15 protein-coding genes and 2 pseudogenes are annotated in these 16,981 nt (G+C 69.7%); 6 read left to right on the top strand and 11 right to left on the bottom strand.

The window, feature by feature from the left end; translation table 11 throughout:
* From VLI41_RS02790 to VLI41_RS02775, 4 genes and pseudogenes are all read left to right on the top strand, one after another.
* A pseudogene (locus VLI41_RS02790) lies at positions 1-315 on the top strand (oligopeptide transporter, OPT family); the annotation flags it as partial.
* 279 nt (positions 316-594) lie between these two features.
* Entirely contained in the window at positions 595-3,486 is a 2,892-nt protein-coding gene (uvrA, locus tag VLI41_RS02785) for an excinuclease ABC subunit UvrA (RefSeq protein ID WP_325266533.1), read from the top strand.
* 99 nt (positions 3,487-3,585) lie between these two features.
* Positions 3,586-3,969: an endonuclease domain-containing protein gene (locus VLI41_RS02780; protein WP_325266532.1), complete on the top strand. Its 384-nt coding sequence runs from the start codon at positions 3,586-3,588 to the stop codon at positions 3,967-3,969.
* 103 nt (positions 3,970-4,072) lie between these two features.
* Positions 4,073-4,684, top strand: a complete 612-nt coding sequence (locus VLI41_RS02775; RefSeq protein ID WP_325266531.1) for a glutathione S-transferase family protein — start codon at positions 4,073-4,075, stop codon at positions 4,682-4,684.
* Here the strand turns inward: VLI41_RS02775 and VLI41_RS02770 are convergent.
* Positions 4,681-5,508 carry a hypothetical protein gene (locus tag VLI41_RS02770; protein ID WP_325266530.1) on the bottom strand — a complete coding sequence of 276 codons (828 nt, stop codon included), beginning with the start codon at positions 5,506-5,508 and terminating at the stop codon, positions 4,681-4,683. The genes VLI41_RS02775 and VLI41_RS02770 overlap by 4 nt on opposite strands.
* 3 nt (positions 5,509-5,511) lie before the next feature.
* Complete coding sequence (locus tag VLI41_RS02765) at positions 5,512-6,381, bottom strand: hypothetical protein (protein WP_325266529.1); 870 nt, start codon at positions 6,379-6,381, stop codon at positions 5,512-5,514.
* Between the two features lie 131 nt (positions 6,382-6,512).
* Between VLI41_RS02765 and trmFO the strand changes: the two genes are divergently transcribed.
* Positions 6,513-7,913: a methylenetetrahydrofolate--tRNA-(uracil(54)-C(5))-methyltransferase (FADH(2)-oxidizing) TrmFO gene (gene trmFO / locus VLI41_RS02760; RefSeq protein ID WP_325266528.1), complete on the top strand. Its 1,401-nt coding sequence runs from the start codon at positions 6,513-6,515 to the stop codon at positions 7,911-7,913.
* Positions 7,914-8,004: 91 nt separating this feature from the next.
* Here the strand turns inward: trmFO and VLI41_RS02755 are convergent, their stop codons facing one another.
* The 6 genes from VLI41_RS02755 to yajC form a co-directional block, all read right to left on the bottom strand.
* Positions 8,005-8,682: a squalene/phytoene synthase family protein gene (locus VLI41_RS02755; RefSeq protein ID WP_325266527.1), complete on the bottom strand. Its 678-nt coding sequence runs from the start codon at positions 8,680-8,682 to the stop codon at positions 8,005-8,007.
* A 154-nt stretch (positions 8,683-8,836) separates the two neighbouring features.
* Entirely contained in the window at positions 8,837-9,442 is a 606-nt protein-coding gene (locus VLI41_RS02750; RefSeq protein WP_325266526.1) for a urate hydroxylase PuuD, read from the bottom strand.
* A gap of 78 nt (positions 9,443-9,520) precedes the next feature.
* Positions 9,521-9,880, bottom strand: coding sequence for an Mth938-like domain-containing protein (locus tag VLI41_RS02745; RefSeq protein WP_325266525.1), 360 nt, complete (start codon positions 9,878-9,880; stop codon positions 9,521-9,523).
* A gap of 10 nt (positions 9,881-9,890) precedes the next feature.
* Positions 9,891-10,868: a protein translocase subunit SecF gene (gene secF / locus VLI41_RS02740; protein ID WP_325266524.1), complete on the bottom strand. Its 978-nt coding sequence runs from the start codon at positions 10,866-10,868 to the stop codon at positions 9,891-9,893.
* A gap of 12 nt (positions 10,869-10,880) precedes the next feature.
* Positions 10,881-12,485: a protein translocase subunit SecD gene (gene secD / locus VLI41_RS02735; RefSeq protein WP_325266523.1), complete on the bottom strand. Its 1,605-nt coding sequence runs from the start codon at positions 12,483-12,485 to the stop codon at positions 10,881-10,883.
* 15 nt (positions 12,486-12,500) lie between these two features.
* Positions 12,501-12,851, bottom strand: a complete 351-nt coding sequence (gene yajC, locus VLI41_RS02730) for a preprotein translocase subunit YajC (protein ID WP_325266522.1) — start codon at positions 12,849-12,851, stop codon at positions 12,501-12,503.
* Positions 12,852-12,968: 117 nt separating this feature from the next.
* On the opposite strand from yajC, the gene VLI41_RS02725 reads away from it, so the two are divergent.
* Complete coding sequence (locus VLI41_RS02725) at positions 12,969-13,808, top strand: ATP-binding protein (protein WP_325266521.1); 840 nt, start codon at positions 12,969-12,971, stop codon at positions 13,806-13,808.
* Between the two features lie 639 nt (positions 13,809-14,447).
* On the opposite strand, the gene VLI41_RS02720 is transcribed toward VLI41_RS02725, so the two are convergent.
* The 3 genes and pseudogenes from VLI41_RS02720 to VLI41_RS02710 all read right to left on the bottom strand — a co-directional run.
* Positions 14,448-16,037, bottom strand: coding sequence for a LysM peptidoglycan-binding domain-containing protein (locus VLI41_RS02720; RefSeq protein ID WP_325266520.1), 1,590 nt, complete (start codon positions 16,035-16,037; stop codon positions 14,448-14,450).
* A 112-nt stretch (positions 16,038-16,149) separates the two neighbouring features.
* Positions 16,150-16,809, bottom strand: a complete 660-nt coding sequence (locus VLI41_RS02715) for a protein-L-isoaspartate(D-aspartate) O-methyltransferase (RefSeq protein ID WP_325266519.1) — start codon at positions 16,807-16,809, stop codon at positions 16,150-16,152.
* 2 nt (positions 16,810-16,811) lie between these two features.
* Positions 16,812-16,981 (bottom strand): annotated as a pseudogene (locus VLI41_RS02710) (5'/3'-nucleotidase SurE); the annotation flags it as partial.

Genomic DNA, 16,981 nt, shown 5'->3' with positions numbered 1-16,981 from the left:
TACCTGCCCTCCAGCGTCACCACGCCGGTGATCGTCGGCGCCTTCGCCGGCTGGCTCTACAATCGCGCCGCCGAGCGGCGGCCGGATCCGGAGGCGGTCAAGCGGCTCGGCATCCTGCTGGTCAGCGGCTACATCGTGGGCGACTCCTTGCTCAATGTCGCCCATGCCGCGCTGATCGTCGCCACCGGCAACGGCGCGCCGCTGGCCCTGGTCCCGGAGGACTTCGGGCCTGCGACCCCGCTGGCGCTGGCGGTCTATGCGGCCACGGTGCTGGCGCTCTACCTCTGGGCCGCGCGGCGGGCGCGAGCGGCTTGATCGTGATGGCCGGGCATGTCCCGGCCAGCCATAGACGCAGGCGGCGCTCCAGCCCGATCCCAGACCTCGGCGTCCATGGGTCCACGGGACAAGCCCGGGGATGACGATTTGGAAGTTGTGGCCACCGTCGTGTCAGCAGGTCCGGGCGGCCCGCGGTCGCAGGCGCTTTGTTCGCTTTACGTTCCCGTGTAATCTGTGAGTCGCGACGCCTACATTAAGGGGCTCGCGCGAGGGGGAGCCGTTGGACCTCGCCTGGGCGGGGACGAGTTTCCGGGAAGCATGGCCGACCACCAGAACCTGATCCGCGTGCGCGGCGCGCGCGAGCACAACCTGAAGAACGTCAGCGTGGACATCCCGCGCGGCGAGCTGGTGGTGCTGACCGGGCTGTCGGGCTCGGGCAAGAGCTCGCTCGCGTTCGACACCATCTACGCCGAGGGGCAGCGCCGCTATGTCGAGAGCCTGTCGGCCTATGCGCGCCAGTTCCTGGAGCTGATGAGCAAGCCCGACGTGGACCTCATCGAGGGCCTGTCGCCGGCCATCTCCATCGAGCAGAAGACCACCAGCCGCAATCCGCGCTCCACCGTGGGCACGGTGACCGAGATCCACGACTACATGCGCCTGCTGTGGGCGCGGGTCGGCGTCCCCTACTCGCCGGCCACCGGCCTGCCGATCGAGAGCCAGACGGTCAGCCAGATGGTCGACAAGCTCGCCGCCATCGACGAGGGCACGCGGCTCTACCTGCTCGCGCCCGTGGTGCGCGGCCGCAAGGGCGAGTACCGGCGCGAGATCGCCGAGTGGCAGAAGGCCGGCTTCCAGCGGCTGAAGATCGACGGCGAATTCTACCCGATCGAGGACGCCCCCACCCTCGACAAGAAGTTCAAGCACGACATCGACGTGGTGGTCGACCGGCTGGTCGCCAAGCCGGGGCTGGAGAGCCGCTACGCCGACAGCCTGGAGACGGCGCTCAGGCTGGCCGACGGCATTGCGGTCGCCGAGTGGGCCGATCAGGACCCGGGCGAGGAAGAGCCCCGGCGGCTGATCTTCTCCGAGAAGTTCGCCTGCCCGGTCTCCGGCTTCACGATCAGCGAGATCGAGCCCAGGCTGTTCTCGTTCAACAACCCCTACGGCGCCTGCCCGGTCTGCGACGGCCTGGGCGCCAAGCTCGCCTTCGACGCCGACCTGGTGGTCCCGGACAAGGACAAGACCCTGCACAAGGGCGCGGTCGCCCCCTGGTCGCGCGGCCCCTCCCCGCTCTACACCCAGACCCTGCAGGCGCTGTCGCGGCACTACGGCTTCTCCATGGACGAGCCCTGGTGGAAGCTGCCGGACATCGCCAAGCAGGTGATCCTGCACGGCTCGGGCGATGAGAAGATCCGCTTCATCTACGACGACAACGCCCGCCGCTACGAGGTCAACAAGACCTTCGAAGGCGTGCTGCCGAACCTGGAGCGCCGCTGGCGGGAGACGGATTCCGCCTGGGTGCGCGAGGAGCTGGGGCGCTTCCAGTCCGAGACCCCGTGCGAGGCCTGCGCGGGCTACCGCCTGAAGCCCGAGGCGCTCGCCGTGAAGATCGACGGCAAGCACATCGGCGAGGTCTCGACGCTCTCCATCAAGCACGCGCGCGAGTGGTTCGAGGCTCTGGACGGCCGGCTGAGCGACAAGCAGATGGAGATCGCCCGGCGCATCCTGAAGGAGATCAACGACCGCCTGCGGTTCCTGGTCGACGTCGGCCTCGACTACCTGAACCTGTCGCGCGGCTCGGGCAGCCTCTCCGGCGGCGAGAGCCAGCGCATCCGGCTGGCGAGCCAGATCGGCTCGGGCCTGACCGGCGTGCTCTATGTGCTCGACGAGCCGTCGATCGGCCTGCACCAGCGCGACAACTCCCGGCTGCTCGCCAGCCTCAAGGGCCTGCGCGACCTCGGCAATTCGGTGATCGTCGTCGAGCACGACGAGGAGGCGATCCTCACCGCCGACTACGTGATCGACATGGGCCCGGCCGCCGGCGTGCACGGCGGGGAGATCATCGCCGAGGGCAAGCCCGCCGACATCATGGCCGAGCCCAGGAGCCTCACGGGCCAGTACCTCTCGGGCGTGCGCGAAATCGAGGTCCCGGAGGTCCGCCGGCCGATCTCCAAGAGCAAGGTGCTGCGCGTCGTGGGCGCCTCGGGCAACAACCTGAAGGCCGTCACCGCGGAGATCCCGGTCGGGACCTTCACCTGCGTCACCGGGGTCTCGGGCGGCGGCAAGTCGACCTTCACCATCGAGACCCTCTACAAGGCCGCGGCGCGCAGGCTGCACAACGCCTCCGACGCGCCCGCCCCCTACGAGCGCATCGAGGGGCTGGAGCACTTCGACAAGGTCATCGACATCGACCAGTCGCCGATCGGGCGCACGCCGCGGTCCAACCCGGCGACCTACACCGGCGCCTTCCAGCCGATCCGCGACTGGTTCGCAGGCCTGCCCGAGGCCAAGGCGCGCGGCTACGGGCCGGGCCGCTTCTCGTTCAACGTCAAGGGCGGCCGCTGCGAGGCTTGCCAGGGCGACGGCCTGATCAAGATCGAGATGCACTTCCTGCCTGACGTATATGTCACCTGCGACGTCTGCCACGGCCGGCGCTACAACCGCGAGACCCTGGAAATCCTGTTCAAAGGCAAGAGCATAGCCGACGTTCTTGACATGACGGTGGACGAGGCCGCCGAGTTCTTCAAGGCCGTGCCGGTGCTGCGCGAGAAGATGCAGACCCTGAAGCGCGTGGGCCTCGGCTACGTCAAGGTCGGCCAGTCCTCGACGACGCTCTCCGGGGGCGAGGCCCAGCGGGTGAAGCTCTCCAAGGAGCTCAGCCGGCGGGCCACCGGCAAGACCCTCTACATCCTCGACGAGCCCACCACCGGCCTGCACTTCGAGGACGTGAAGAAGCTGCTCGAGGTGCTGCACGAGCTGGTCGACCAGGGCAACACGGTGATCGTCATCGAGCACAACCTCGACGTCGTGAAGACCGCCGACTGGATCGTCGACTTCGGCCCCGAGGGCGGCGACGGCGGCGGCGAGATCGTCGCCACCGGCTCCCCCGAGCAGGTCGCCGCCAACCCGAAGAGCTGGACCGGCCGCTACCTGGCCGGCCTGTTGGCGCGCCACCGGGACCGCCGCGGCGCCGCCCGGATGCGGGCTTAAGTCCCTCCTCTTCAGGGGAGGGACAGGCCGCGAAGCGGCCAGGGTGGGGGCTTAGAGACCCTCCTCTTCAGGGGAGGGACAGGCCGCGAAGCGGCCAGGGTGGGGGAGCCTGTCACGGTCACGGCGCCGACGGCGAGAGCTCGCAAGCTTCGCAACAACATGACGAAACCGGAGATTGGGCTGTGGGGCGGGCTCAAGCGGCTGCACCCCGAGGGCTATCACTTTCGTCGTCAACGGCCGTTCAAGGGCTATTTCCTCGACTTCCTCTGCATCGATCGGAAGCTGGTGATCGAACTGGACGGCGGCCACCACAACGAGCCGCGGCAGATGGAGCACGACGGGATCCGAGACGCCTTGCTCGCGCGAGCGGGCTATCTGGTGCTTCGGTTTCCGAATTCGGCCGTGCGAACCAACCTTGACGGGGTGATACACACGATCCTTGCGGCGCTCGCGGAACTTCCGTCGACGAGGGAAGATGCTTGACGCCACGCGCGGCGCGCTGAACCACTCACCCCCACCCGTCCGGCGCTGCGCGACGGCCACCCTCCCCTGAAGAGGAGGGATGGGACCGAGAAAAGGAGCTTCCATGATCCTCTACGGGGCGCCCAATCCGGCGCCGAACCCCAGGCGGGTGCGGATCTTCCTGAAGGAGAAGGGGATCGCGCTCGACGAGACGCGGCTCGACCTGATGAAGCGCGAGCACAAGAGCGACGAACACCGGGCGCGCAACTCCCTGGGCCAGGTGCCCACCCTGGTGCTGGACGACGGGGCCGCGATCTCCGAGACGGTGGCGATCTGCCGCTATTTCGAGGAGACCCAGCCCGATCCGCCGCTGTTCGGCGACACGCCGCTCGGCAAGGCGCAGGTCGACATGTGGATCCGCCGCGTCGAGTTCCAGGTGATGCAGCCGGTGGGCAACTTCTGGCGCCACGCCCACCCGCGCACCGCCGCGCTGCTCACCCAGTACAAGGACTTCGGCGAGTCCAACCGCGCGGCCTACGGCGCCGCGCTGAAGTGGCTGAACCGCGAGCTGGCGGACAATCCGTTCGTCGCCGGCGAGGCCTACTCCATGGCCGACATCTGCGCGCTCACCACCATCGATTTCGCCGACTGGATCGGCCTGCCGGTCCCTGACGAGCTGGAGAAGGTCACGGCCTGGCGCGCCCGCGTCTCGGCGCGGCCGAGCGCGACGGCCTAGTCGCGCGGCGCCGGCGCCAGGGCCCGATAGACCGCGATCCACGGCGCCACGCCGATCACCAGCCAGAACGGCGCGAGCAGCACCTGGGCGGCGAGCTGGAAGAGGTAGCGCCCGGGGTGCGCCTCGAGCGCCTCGGTTCCGCTCAGGCCCAGGTCGCGGAAACCGGTGGCGAGGCCGCCCACCAGGAACAGCGCGAACCAGGCGATCACCGCGACGATCGCCCAGAAGCAGAGCAGCAGCAGCGCCATGCCGACCAGCGCCCAGAACTGGCCGCGCGTCCGCCGCCAGGATTCCACGAGGCTGAGCCGCGCCTCGGCGAAGGCGATCGGCGAGACCAGCCCGAACCGCAGCAGCACGCCATAGAAGATCGTCGCGCCGACCAGCGCGACGAGGAGCGCCAGCGCCGGCGAGACCCGCGCGCCGGCTGCGACCGCCGCGGCCAGCACGAGCGCCAGGGGAATGGCGGCCACGATCACGAGCAGCAGCGCGCCCAGCACGCGCATCTCGTCGCGGCCGATCCGCAGGTGCAGGAAGCCCGGCGCCTCCGGCCTCAGCTCCATGCGGAACAGGCCGCTGACCAACATCACCTGCACGAGGAGCTCACCCAGGCCGACGATGACCCCGCCGATCGCGCCCCCCGCGGTCTGGGCGGTCTCGTCGGACGCCGCGAGCGCCGACACCGCCGCGACCGCGACCACCAGCACCACGAGCAGAGCAACCAGGGCGATCAGGTTGAACAGCGACCAGCCGACCAGCACGCGCCAGCGCGCGCCGATCACGCGGAAGCCTTCGATGGCCGCATCGCTGGACGAGAACGCCGCCATGGCTCAGGCGTCCGCCGTCCGGGCGGGCGGCGCCTCGTCGGTGAGCTGCTGGTAGGCCACCGCCAGCGGCGAATAGACCATGATCACCTGCAGGATCGGCAGCACGAGCTGAATGATCAGGGTCGCAACGAAGCCGATGAAGGCGACGGGGCTGCTCGCCGCCTGCACGTTCTGCTGCCCGCCGGCCGCAGTCACCACGGCCAGGTCGATGATCGTCACCAGGATCCAGACGATGAAGTAGAAGATCAGCGCCAGCACGATCATCCCGAGCAGCTCCCAGAAGCGGCGGCCGCCGGTCAGCCGCCATGCCGAGCGGATCGCGATCCTGTGGGTGGCGAAGCTCATCGGGGTGGCGAGCGACAGCTTGACCCCGAGCCAGATGGTGGCCGCCACCACGGCCGCCCCGACGAGAAAGCCGGCCAGCGGGGAGGCGCTCTCGGCCAGGGCGATGACGCCGATGCCGAAGGTGAGGCACGCCATGCCCATGCCGAACAGCAGCAGGTTCACGGCCGTCAGGCGCAGCTCGTCGCGGCCGAATCGGAGGTGCGCGAAGCCATGCTCCTGCGGCCGCAGGACCAGCCGGTAAATCCCGCCCATGACCGTCGAGAACAGCACGATGGTCAGCAATACGACCAGCAGGAAGGCGGGCAGCGAGCTCGCCAGCATGGCGCCGATCTCTTCGGGGTCGCGATTGAGCAGCTGGCCCTTTTTGGCGAGCTCGATGAAGTGCGGGTCGAGGCTCGCCATCATGACCAGGGCGATGATCAGCACGCCGACGAAGTAGAGCCCGCTCCAGGCCAGCACCGTCCCCGGGCGCTCCCGGGTGAGGCGGAAGCCCTCCAGCGCGGCCTCGCTCGCCGAAAACCGGTTCATCCCTCGTCCCTCAGCCGGCCTCGTCGCTTCAACGAGTCGGCGCCCCCAGTGGGTTCTAAGCTTGGTGGGGGGGCCGGGGCGGTGCAAGGCCCCGCTCGCGATCGGCGGGGATCGTTGCTAGTTAGCCACGCATGAGCACGCGACCGGTACATGTGGTGGGCGGGGGCCTGGCCGGCTCCGAGGCCGCCTGGCAGATCGCCAGCGCCGGCGCGCCGGTGGTGCTGCACGAGATGCGCCCGGTCCGGATGACCGACGCGCACCAGACCGACCGGCTGGCCGAGCTGGTCTGCTCCAACTCCTTCCGCGCCGACGACTGGAGCGGGAACGCCGTGGGCCTGCTGCACGCCGAGATGCGCAAGCTGGACTCCATCGTGATGGCCGCGGGCGACGCCTGCCAGGTGCCGGCGGGCGGGGCGCTGGCGGTCGACCGCGAGGGATTCGCGGCCGCGGTGACCGAGCGGCTCATGGCCCATCCCCTGGTCACCGTCGCGCGCGAGGAGGTCGCGGGCCTGCCGCCGGCCGACTGGGACAGCGTGATCGTGGCGACGGGTCCCCTCACCTCTCCCGCGCTCAGCGAGGCGATCCTGTCGCTCACCGGCGAAGGCCAGCTCTCCTTCTTCGACGCCATTGCGCCCATCGTGCACGTCGAGAGCATCGACATGGACGTGGCCTGGCGGCAGTCGCGCTACGACAAGACGGGCCCCGGCGGCGATGCGGCCGCCTACATCAACTGCCCGATGGACCGCGCCCGGTACGAGGCCTTCGTCGAGGCGCTGCTCGCCGGGCCCAAGGCCGAGTTCAAGGACTGGGAGCACGTGCCCTACTTCGACGGCTGCCTGCCGATCGAGGTGATGGCCGAGCGTGGGCGCGAGACGCTGCGCCACGGCCCGATGAAGCCGGTCGGCCTGACCAACGCCCATCAGCCGCAGGAGAAGCCCTACGCCGTGGTCCAGCTGCGGCAGGACAATGCGCTGGGCACGCTGTGGAACATGGTGGGCTTCCAGACCAAGCTGAAGCACGGCGCGCAGACCGAGATCTTCCGCATGATCCCGGGGCTGGAAAAGGCGGTGTTCGCCAGGCTCGGCGGGCTGCATCGCAACACCTTCCTCAATTCGCCCCGGCTGCTGGACGCGCGCCTGCGGCTGAAGGCCGATCCGCGCCTGCGTTTCGCGGGCCAGGTGACCGGCGTGGAAGGCTATGTGGAGAGCGCCGCGGTCGGGCTGATCGCCGGGCGCCTGGCCGCCGCCGAGCGGCTGGGGCGGCCGTTGGACCCGCCGCCGCCCACCACCGCGCTGGGGGCGCTGATCGGGCACATCACCGGCGGCCATCTGGAGGCCGGCGCGGGCTCGTTCCAGCCGATGAACATCAACTACGGCCTGCTTCCGCCGCTGGAGGCGCCGCGTCACGGACCGGATGGCCGGCGGCTGCCGCCAAAGGAGCGCGGCCGCGCCAGGAGGCGACTGATCGGCGAGCGGGCGCTGAGCGATCTGGAAACGTGGGCCGGCTGGCGGGCGCTCGAACCGGCTGAATAATCCCGTTCACTCCCGCGCAGGCGCACATCCATGCGCTGATCGTGCGGCTCAGACTCGGCTTGGGTCCCCGCCTGCGCGGGGACGAGCAGAGCTATATCAGCCCCCTCGCCACGGCCCAGGTGAGGCGGAGGCGCTTGGACAGCGCCGAGGCGGCCCGGTGTCTCGCGAGCGCGGCGTGCGCGACCGCCGGGAAGGCGGTCGGGGTCAGGCGGCGGGCGGCCATGCGGGCCTCGCCCAGAGTCCGGGCGACAAGGGGGGCCAGAGCCGGCGCCTCGGCGGCCTTGCGGCCGAGCGCCCAGGCTGCGCCGGCTGATCGGGCGGCCGTCGCGTCGGCGGCGGGATCGAGGATGCGCGCGGCGAGCTCGGCGGCGAGGCCACCGGTGTCGCGGGCCCAGGCGAGCGCCGCAGCTTCGTCCAGGAGCGAACCGTCCAGTTCGCGCGCGCGCGCCTCGATCATCGCCTCCAGCGGTTCGCGCGGAAGGTCCCGCCGGCGCACCACGTCGGCGAGCGCCAGGGCGGCGGGGTGCCGCCGCACCGGGCGGCCTTCGAAGATCTCGTCCAGCGCCTCACCCCACCAGGTCAACCGGATTTCGCCGATCAGCGGGTTGGAGGCGACGCGCGGCGCGCGGGCGAGTTCGTGATCGAAGGCGTAGAGCGAGATGAGGTCGGCGCGGGCCTCGCCATCGCTCACGAACCGGCTCGACATCCAGCGGTCCGGATCCACGCGGCGGACCAGCGCGTCGAGATCGTGATCAGGGCCTTCACTCACATCGTCATCCCGGCCGCAGCGCGCCAGCGCGGAGAGCCGGGACCCAGACATGAGGTGCGCCGGCCTGGTTCCCGGATAGCCCCTGCGGGGCTTGTGGGATGACGTCAAGAAAAAGGGCCCGCAGCAGCGGGCCCCCTCGCAAAGCGCTTCGGCGTCAGCCGAAGATGGTCTGGTTCATGGTCATGCAGACCAGCATCGGGATCGACAGGAAGGTGTTGATCCGCGAGGCGACCATGCCCCGGACGCCGGCCGCGGCCTTCGCGTCGGCGTCGGAGTCGACCAGGCCCAGGGAGATCTTCTGCGCCGGCCAGATGATGAACCACACGTTGAAGGCCATGATCAGGCCGAGCCACATGCCGAGCCCGATGAAGCTGTGCCCCGGCGCGCTGAAGCCCTCGGTGGCCCCCAGCGTCAGCGCCTGGACGATGTAGCCGCGATCCCAGGCCAGGATCAGGCCCATCAGCACGGTGAAGGCCGCGCTCCAGCGGAACCAGAACAGCGCCTCGGGGGCGATGTATTTGGAGACCGCGGGCTTCAGCTCGGCGGGAATTTCCGGCATTTTCCGGGTCTGCACGAAGTTGAAATACCAGAGCAGGCCGATCCACATGATCCCGGCGATCACGTGCAGCCAGCGGAACACCGCCTGCCAGAAGATCGCATCGAACGAGCCGTAATGCATGCGATAGCCGGCGATGATCACCAGCGCGATGATGAAGCTGACGATCATGGTGTTGCGCAGGTTCGACAAAAACGCCGCCATGGAACTGCCTCCCGATTCCTACCCAGGCAGTCAGGTATAGGGCGATTTGACGCACGCCGAAAGCCTAAGGCGACGCTTCTAGACGGCGATCAGGGCGGCGGCCAGCCGGCGGCCCTCCGAGGTGAGCACATTGTAGAGCCTGGCGGCGGCCGGGGTGTCCATGAACTCCAGCCCGATGCCGGCGGCGACGAGCGCCTCGCGCAGCTCGCGCGGCGGCAGCGCATTGGCCCGGCCGACGCCCAGCAGCAGGAACTCCACCTCGGCCGGACCCGCCGCGAACACCGGCGCGAGGCTTTCGCGGGTGATCTCGCCCGGCCCGCGCGCCGGCCAGCTCAGCGCCTGGTCGGCGACGATCAGCAGCGAGCCCGCATGCCACGCGCCGGAGAGCCGGAAGCCGCCGGCGCCGTAGGAGTCGATCGAAGGGGCGCTGCGGGCCATCGGCGGGCCATCAACGGCGGGCGGCCGCTCCGCCGGGCGGCTTGATCGGCTCGGCCTCCTCGTCGCTGCGCTTGACGCCCCACAGCAGGATCACCGGGGCGGCGATGTAGATCGAGGAATAGGTGCCGATCGCGATGCCGAACAGCATGATGATCGACAGATCGCGCAGCGACGGCCCGCCGAACACCCACAGGGCCACCAGCGCCAGGACCGCGGTGAAGCTGGTGATGATGGTCCGCGTCAGCATCTCGTTGATCGACAGGTCGATCACCTCGCCCAACGGCATGCGCTTGTATTTGCGAAGGTTCTCTCGGAACCGATCGAAAACGACCACGGTGTCGTTCATCGAGTAGCCGATGATCGTCAGGATGGCGGCGACCGCCTGCAGGCTGAATTCGATGCGGGTGATGGCGATCAGGCCGAAGGTCAGGAAGACGTCGTGGAACAGCGCCGCCACCGCGCCCAGCCCGAACTGCAGTTCGAAGCGGAACCAGATGTAGAGCAGCATCAGGAAGATCGCGCCGCCGAGCGCCAGGATGCCGGAGCGCAGCAGCTCGCCCGAGACCTTCGGGCCCACGACGTCGGTGCGGGTGAACTTCACCGGCGAGACGGTCTGGGCGATGCGGGCCTTGACCGAATCCGCCGTCTGGCTGGCGCTGGCGCCCTGCGGCGTCTGGAAGCGCACCATGGCCGAGGACGGCGAGCCGAAGCCCTGCACCTGGACATCTCCCAGGTTCATCGCCGAGAGCAGGCCGCGGATCTTGCTGAGGTCGGCCGGCTGCGGCGCGGTGGTGAGCTCGAGCACCGTGCCGCCCTTGAAATCGATGCCGCAGGCCAGGCCCCCGCAGGGCGGCCGGAAGGGCGTCAGGGCCATGTACAGCGAGCCGATGATCGCCAGCACCGACAGCGTCGCGAAATACCTCGCCAGACGGACGAAGCGGAAATGCGTGCGGACCGGAAGGATCTTGACCAGAGGCCAGAATTTCATGCGCCAGGCCTCCTAGGCGATCGGCAGGATCTTGGGCCGCACGGCGCGGAACCACCAGCCGAGCAGCACCTGGCTGACCAGCACCGCGGAGAACACCGTGGTCAGCACGCCGATCGACAGCGTCCAGGCGAAGCCTTTCACCGGGCCGGAGCCGAACTGGAACAGGATCAGCGCCGAGAGCAGGTGGGTGATGTTGGCGTCCATGATGGTCGCCATGGCGCGTGCGAAACCCGAGTCCATCGAGGAGATCAGGCTGCGCCCGGCCCTCAGTTCGTCGCGCATGCGCTCGTAGATCAGCACGTTGGCGTCCACCGCCACGGCGAGCGTCAGGATCAGGCCCGCGATGCCCGGCAAGGTGAGCGTCGCCTGGGTGAAGCTCATGATGCCGATGATCATCAGGCCGTTGACCACCAGGCCGATGATCGAGACCCCCCCGAACAGGAAGCCGTAGATGGCGATCATGAAGACCACGGTCGCGGCCAGTCCGACGATGGCGGAGATGGCGCCGGCCCGCACCGCATCGGCGCCGAGCTCGGCGCCGACCGTCCGCTGCTCCTGCACGATCAGCCGGGTCGGCAGGGCGCCGGCGCGCAGCAACACGGCGAGGTCGTTCGCGCTCTGCGTCGTGAAGTGGCCGAAGATCTGGCCGGAGCCGCCCATGATCGGACTCTGGATCACCGGCGCGGAGATCACCTTCTTGTCGAGCACGATGGCGAACTTCTTGCCGAGGTTCTGGCTGGTGATCTCCCCGAAGCGCCGCGCGCCCAGGCTGTTGAAGCGGAATTGCACGATCGCCTGACCGTTCTGCTGGTCGTAGCCGGGCGAGGCGCTGGTCAGCATCTCGCCGGTCACCACCGAGCGCCGCTTGACGAGGTAGGCCGGCGCGATCCCGTCCGTGGAAGGCAGCAGCTCGTCGCCGGGCGGCACCCGGCCGGCCTGGACATCCTCGGGCGAGGCGCTCTCGACGACCATCTGGAAGGTGAGCTTGGCGGTCTGGCCGATGATGTTCTTCAGCCGCTCGGGATCGCTCTCGCCGGGCACCTGGATGAAGATCCGGTTGGTCCCCTGGCGGGTGATGTCGGGCTCCTTGGTGCCGAGCTGATCGATGCGCCGGCGGACGATCTCGATCGACTGCTCAACCGCCCGGGCGGCTTCCGCCTGGAAAGCCTCGGCGACGAAGCCGATGCGCAGCCGCTGGTCGGGCAAGGTCGCGACGGTCACCTCCTGGCCGCCGGCCGCGCCGGGCAGCGGGGTTCCGAGCGCGCGTCGAAGGGCGTTCTGGGCCGCCGAGAGCTGCGCGGGATTGGCGATCCGCACCTGGATGCCGCCATTCACCTGGCCGAGGTCCGTGAACGGGATCTGCTCCTGGGTCAGGGTCGTGCGGACGTCCTCGACCATGTTGGTCAGCCGCTCGGTCATCAGAGCGTTGGTGTCCACCTCCAGGAGCAGCGAAGAGCCGCCCTGCAGGTCGAGACCGAGGTGCAGGGTCTGCCTCGGCAGGAAGCCGGGCAAGCTCGCCAGCGCGCCCGCAGGCAGCAGGTTGGGCAGGGTGAACAGAAGGCCCAGCGCCGTCGCAATGGCGACGAGGATCACCTTCCAGCGCGACAGCTCCATCATGGGCGGCGCGGCGCCCTAGCGCTTGGAATCGTTGGCCGGCGCGGGCTCGCCGCGCGCCCGGACCTCGGAGATCATGCTCTTGACGACCTTCACCGTCACGCCGGTGGCGACCTCCACGCCCACTTCCTTGTCCTCCACCCGGACCACCTTTCCGATCACCCCGGAGGGCAGAACCACCGTGTCGCCGCGCTTGAGGCCGGAGACCATGTCCTGATGCTGGCGCATGCGCCGCTGCTGGGGCCGGATCATCAGGAAGTAGAAGAGCGCCATGATGGCGACCAGCGGCAGGACCTGCATCAGGATGCCCGGACCCCCTCCGGCGCCTACGGCTCCGGCGGTTTGGGCGAAGGCGGGCGTAGCGAACATGGTCTCTCCGAATCGCGTCGACGGCCGGCCCGATGACCCCCGTCCAAAGGTCGGCGGAAGCTATGGCTTCCGCCCTGGTTTTGCAATGCAACCCGGCGGGCGCTAAGGCCTGCGAGGATGGACCCCGAGCTCGAGCCTGTCCTGACCCGCATCGCCGAGGCGCTGGAGCGGCTGAGCCCGCCGGCGCCCGCCGCGCCGGACTTCGCGGCCGCCCGCCTGTTCCGGCACGAGCCGCGCAGCGGCGCCTTCCACCCCGCGCCCGACTATCCCCTGCCGCTGGCGAGCCTGATGGGCGTCGAGCGGCAGAAGGAGCGGTTCGTGCAGAACCTGCAGCGCTTCGCCGCGGCCGTTCCCTGCAACCACGTCCTGCTCTGGGGCGTGCGCGGCACCGGCAAGAGCTCGCTCGCCAAGGCCGCCTTCATGAGCGTGAGCGAGACCGCTCGCGCGCTCAAGCTGGTGGAGGTGGACCGCGACCAGGTCACCGCCCTGCCCGACCTCTTCGATCTGCTCCGCGCCCGGCCCGAGCGGTTCGTCGTGCTCTGCGACGATCTGTCCTTCGAGGAGGGGGCGCAAGCCGCCAAGGCCCTGAAATCCGCGCTCGAGGGCGGCGTCTCCGGGCCGCCCGCCAATGTGCTGTTCGTCGCCACCTCCAACCGCCGCCACCTGATGCCGCGCGGCCATGGCGAGGACCGCGGCCTGATCGCCGCAGCCGAGGACGCCGAGGAGGAGGTCAGCGTCTCGGACCGCTTCGGGCTGTGGATCGGCTTCCCCCCCATGGACCAGGCGACCTACCTGGCGGCGGTCGAGGGTTACGCCGAGCGCTACGGCCTGGCGACGGATGACCTGGAGCGCCGCGCCCTGCAGTGGGCCCAGACCCGCGGCGCGCGCTCGGGCCGGGTGGCCTGGCAGTTCATCCGCGATCTGGCCGGCGAGCTAGGCAAGCCGCTGCCGCTCTAGGTGCGGCATGCTCCAGAAAGCCGCGCCGATGGGCATCATCCGGGCAGGGCACCACATTTTATCCCTCCTCCTCGATGGAGGAGGGGAAGGGGTGGTGGTGTGGCCGCTGACTTAGGGCGAAGTTCGCGGCTAGGCGCAGGCGCCAATTAACGCCATTCCCCTCATCGCCCTGCTCACACCACCATCCCTGCCCTTCCTCCATCGAGGAGGAAGGGTGCTATTTCGAGGTCTCGAACTCAGGGGCGTTCGGGGTGTGTCTCTGTTTTGGTCCATCCGCAATCACGTGAATATCGCTGCTCAAGACTGGCTCTCAGGTGCTGATGCTCCGTTCTAATGCCACTCGGAACCACGTTCTCGTCGGCTCGAAGAACCACGAGTGCGTCCGACAGTGTCGTGCACGTGCTGAGGAGCTGCACGGCAACGTTTTCGCCCCCAGCTACCAAGGCCCTGTATTCTGCATCTGCCTTCTCGATTTGCTCCTCGCTCAGCTTGGGCATCGGCACCTCGTGGCCTGGAAAATAGGCCGTCTGAGCCATCGCTGGCCGGGCAAGGGGGACGCTCGCTGTCAGCGCAACGAGCGCAATCTTCCACATGCCTCTGCAGTAGTTCGATGCGTCGACGTCGACCATAGTCCCGGACTTACTGCGGCAGGACCAGCTTGGGGTCGATGGGGCGGGCGCGGTCGGCGGGGTTGGCGGCGTAGCGCACCTCGAAGTGCAGCTGGGGCTCGGTGAGGCCGCCGGTCTGGCCAGCCTGGCCGATCTCCTGACCCTGGATGACCTTCTGCTGCATCTTCACCTCGATGCGCGAGAGGTGCGCATAGGCGGTGACCCAGCCGTCGGCGTGCTTGATCAGCACCAGATTGCCGAAGCCCGGCACCTGGTCGCCGGCATAGACCACGTCGCCCGCCGCCGCGGCGCGGACCGGCGCGCCGGCCTCGGCGTGGATGTTGATCCCGTCGTTGCGCTGGCCCGTCGGCTTGGGCCCGAAGTCCGAGACGATGTCGCCGCGCAGGGGCCACAGGAACTTGCCGCGGCCGAGCTCGGTGATCTGGGCGTCGCTGGGCCCGGTGGTGGGCGCGGGCAGGACGGCGGTGGGGTTGCTCGTGGTCGGCGGCGCGTAGGGCCGCGGCGCGCTGGGAATGTAAGGCCTGGGCGCGGTGGGCGGCGGCGTCTCGCCCGGTGCGGCCGTCTCGCGCCGGCTCGGCGAGGTTTCGCTTGCGGCCGGGGCGCGGATGGTCGCGGTCGCCGGGCCGCGGTCGCGCCAGCCGGCGGGCAGGCGCAGCCGCTCGCCGGTATGGATGGTCGCGACCCGGCCCATGCCGTTCGCCGAACGCAGCGCCTCGACGCTCACGCCGAAGCGCCGGGAGATGGCGTAGATGGTGTCGCCTGGGCCGACCACGTAGGCCTTGGCGGGCTCGCCGCCGGGCGCCTTCAGCAGCTGGCCGGGATGGAGCAGGTTCCTGCGGAGGTGGTTGGCCTTCTTCAGATCGGCGACGTCGACGTCCAGCTTGTCGGCGATCTTCTCCAGCGTGTCGCCCTTTCTCACCCGATAGGTCCGCCCGCCGCCCGCCACGTCCACCACCCGGCCGGTGACCGAGCGCGTGGCGCGGCCATCGTCGGCGGCCTCCTCCCGGACCTCGGCGGGGCTGAGCCGGCTGTGGGCGCGCGTGGGCCGCGCGGCCTCGGCCTCGGACGCGCCGCGGTCGTGGAAGCCTTCGGGCAGGCGGACCTGCTGGCCGGCCCGGATCCTCGGATGGCGGGTGAAGCCGTTCTCGGCCCGGATCTGCGTCTCGGAGACGCCGAACCGCTGCGCGATGCCGGCCAGCGTGTCGCCCGAGCGCGCCACATAGGCGTGCGCCGTCTCGCCGGGCCCCTTCAGCACCTGGCCCGCGCGGATCATCGAGCCGCGAATGTGGTTGAGGCGCTTCAGCTCGGCCACGTCGACGTCCAACTGGTCGGCGGCCTTCTGCAGGCTGTCGCCCTTCTTCACCGTGTAGGTCGCGGCGGGCGAGGCGATCTCGATGACCCGGCCGCTCGCGCCGCGGCCGCCGGTCTCGCCCTGGTCGGCGCCGGCCGAGGCGGCGGCTGTCCTGTGGTGATGCGCGCTGCGGTGGACGGCCGCATGATGGCGATGATGATGCCTGGCGGCCTGGGCCGGCAGGGCGCTCGCGCACAGCGCCGTGGAGGCGAACAGCGCCAAGACCGATCGTGCCAGGATTTGCGTCATCGCCGCTCCCGAATGGCGGTTGGAAGAAGGAATCAATGTCGGCGCGGGGGGAGTTTGGCGGATGGGTCCGCGCGAAACCACCCGCAAAGCGCCGCAGCTTGGGCCGGAGGGCTCAAAGCTCCTTCGCCACGCCGTCGAGCAGAGGCACGAAGCGGACGTCGGTCAGCGTCTCGACCGCGAAGCCCCCCCTGCCGTCGCCGGTGTAGCGCCGAAGGGTCTGCACCGGCCCCTTGCCGATGGGCGCGACCAGCACGCCGCCCGGCTTCAGCTGCGACAGCAGGGCTTTCGGCTCCGAAGGCGCCGCCGCCGTGACCATAATGCGGTCGAAAGGCGCCTGCTCGGGCCAGCCCCTGCCGCCGTCGCCGAACCTGGTGATCACGTTGGTGAGGCCGAGCGCCTGGAAGCGGGCCTCCGCCTCGCGCAGCAGGGTGCGGTAGCGCTCGACGGTATAGACCAGCCGGGCGAGCTTGGAGAGGATCGTGGTCTGATAGCCGGAGCCGGTCCCGATCTCCAGCACCCTGGCCCGCGGCTCGAGCTTCAGGGCCTGGGTCATCAGCCCGACGATGAACGGCTGGCTGATGGTCTGGCCGCAGGCGATCGGCAGGGCCGAGTCCTCGAACGCGCGCTCCTTGAAGAGGTCGGGCGTGAAGGCCTCGCGCGGCGTGGTCTCGATGGCGTTCAGGACGGCGGGATCGCTGACGCCCTGCGAGCGCAGGGCGAGGATCAGGCGGGCGAGCCGCGTCTCGGCCGTGTCGTCGTCTTTCTTCGCCATCGTCACGCTGCCTTGGGCGGCGGCCCGCCCAGTACGCCACGAAGCTTGTGCACTGACTCGCCGTGCGTGAGGTCGATATGCAGCGGCGTCACCGAGATCCTGCCGTCATAGAGCGCCCGAAGGTCGGTCCCAAGCGCCGGCTCCGAGCGCTCCTGGCGGTAGCCGACCCAGT

Origin of the sequence: Phenylobacterium sp. (assembly GCF_035475775.1) — a bacterium.
Classification (GTDB): Bacteria; Pseudomonadota; Alphaproteobacteria; order Caulobacterales; family Caulobacteraceae; genus Phenylobacterium.
The sequence above is the reverse complement of the archived record's forward strand: the minus strand, read 5'-3'. Positions and strand labels throughout refer to the sequence as shown.

Coding starts and splice junctions, on each gene's coding strand:
- VLI41_RS02775 (WP_325266531.1), top strand. CDS start 4,073: ATGATCCTCTACGGGGCGCCCAATCCGGCGCCGAACCCCAGGCGGGTG.
- VLI41_RS02715 (WP_325266519.1), bottom strand. CDS start 16,809: ATGGCGAAGAAAGACGACGACACGGCCGAGACGCGGCTCGCCCGCCTG.
- VLI41_RS02770 (WP_325266530.1), bottom strand. CDS start 5,508: ATGGCGGCGTTCTCGTCCAGCGATGCGGCCATCGAAGGCTTCCGCGTG.
- secD (WP_325266523.1), bottom strand. CDS start 12,485: ATGATGGAGCTGTCGCGCTGGAAGGTGATCCTCGTCGCCATTGCGACG.
- VLI41_RS02745 (WP_325266525.1), bottom strand. CDS start 9,880: ATGGCCCGCAGCGCCCCTTCGATCGACTCCTACGGCGCCGGCGGCTTC.
- yajC (WP_325266522.1), bottom strand. CDS start 12,851: ATGTTCGCTACGCCCGCCTTCGCCCAAACCGCCGGAGCCGTAGGCGCC.
- secF (WP_325266524.1), bottom strand. CDS start 10,868: ATGAAATTCTGGCCTCTGGTCAAGATCCTTCCGGTCCGCACGCATTTC.
- VLI41_RS02765 (WP_325266529.1), bottom strand. CDS start 6,381: ATGAACCGGTTTTCGGCGAGCGAGGCCGCGCTGGAGGGCTTCCGCCTC.
- VLI41_RS02725 (WP_325266521.1), top strand. CDS start 12,969: ATGGACCCCGAGCTCGAGCCTGTCCTGACCCGCATCGCCGAGGCGCTG.
- trmFO (WP_325266528.1), top strand. CDS start 6,513: ATGAGCACGCGACCGGTACATGTGGTGGGCGGGGGCCTGGCCGGCTCC.
- uvrA (WP_325266533.1), top strand. CDS start 595: ATGGCCGACCACCAGAACCTGATCCGCGTGCGCGGCGCGCGCGAGCAC.
- VLI41_RS02720 (WP_325266520.1), bottom strand. CDS start 16,037: ATGACGCAAATCCTGGCACGATCGGTCTTGGCGCTGTTCGCCTCCACG.
- VLI41_RS02750 (WP_325266526.1), bottom strand. CDS start 9,442: ATGGCGGCGTTTTTGTCGAACCTGCGCAACACCATGATCGTCAGCTTC.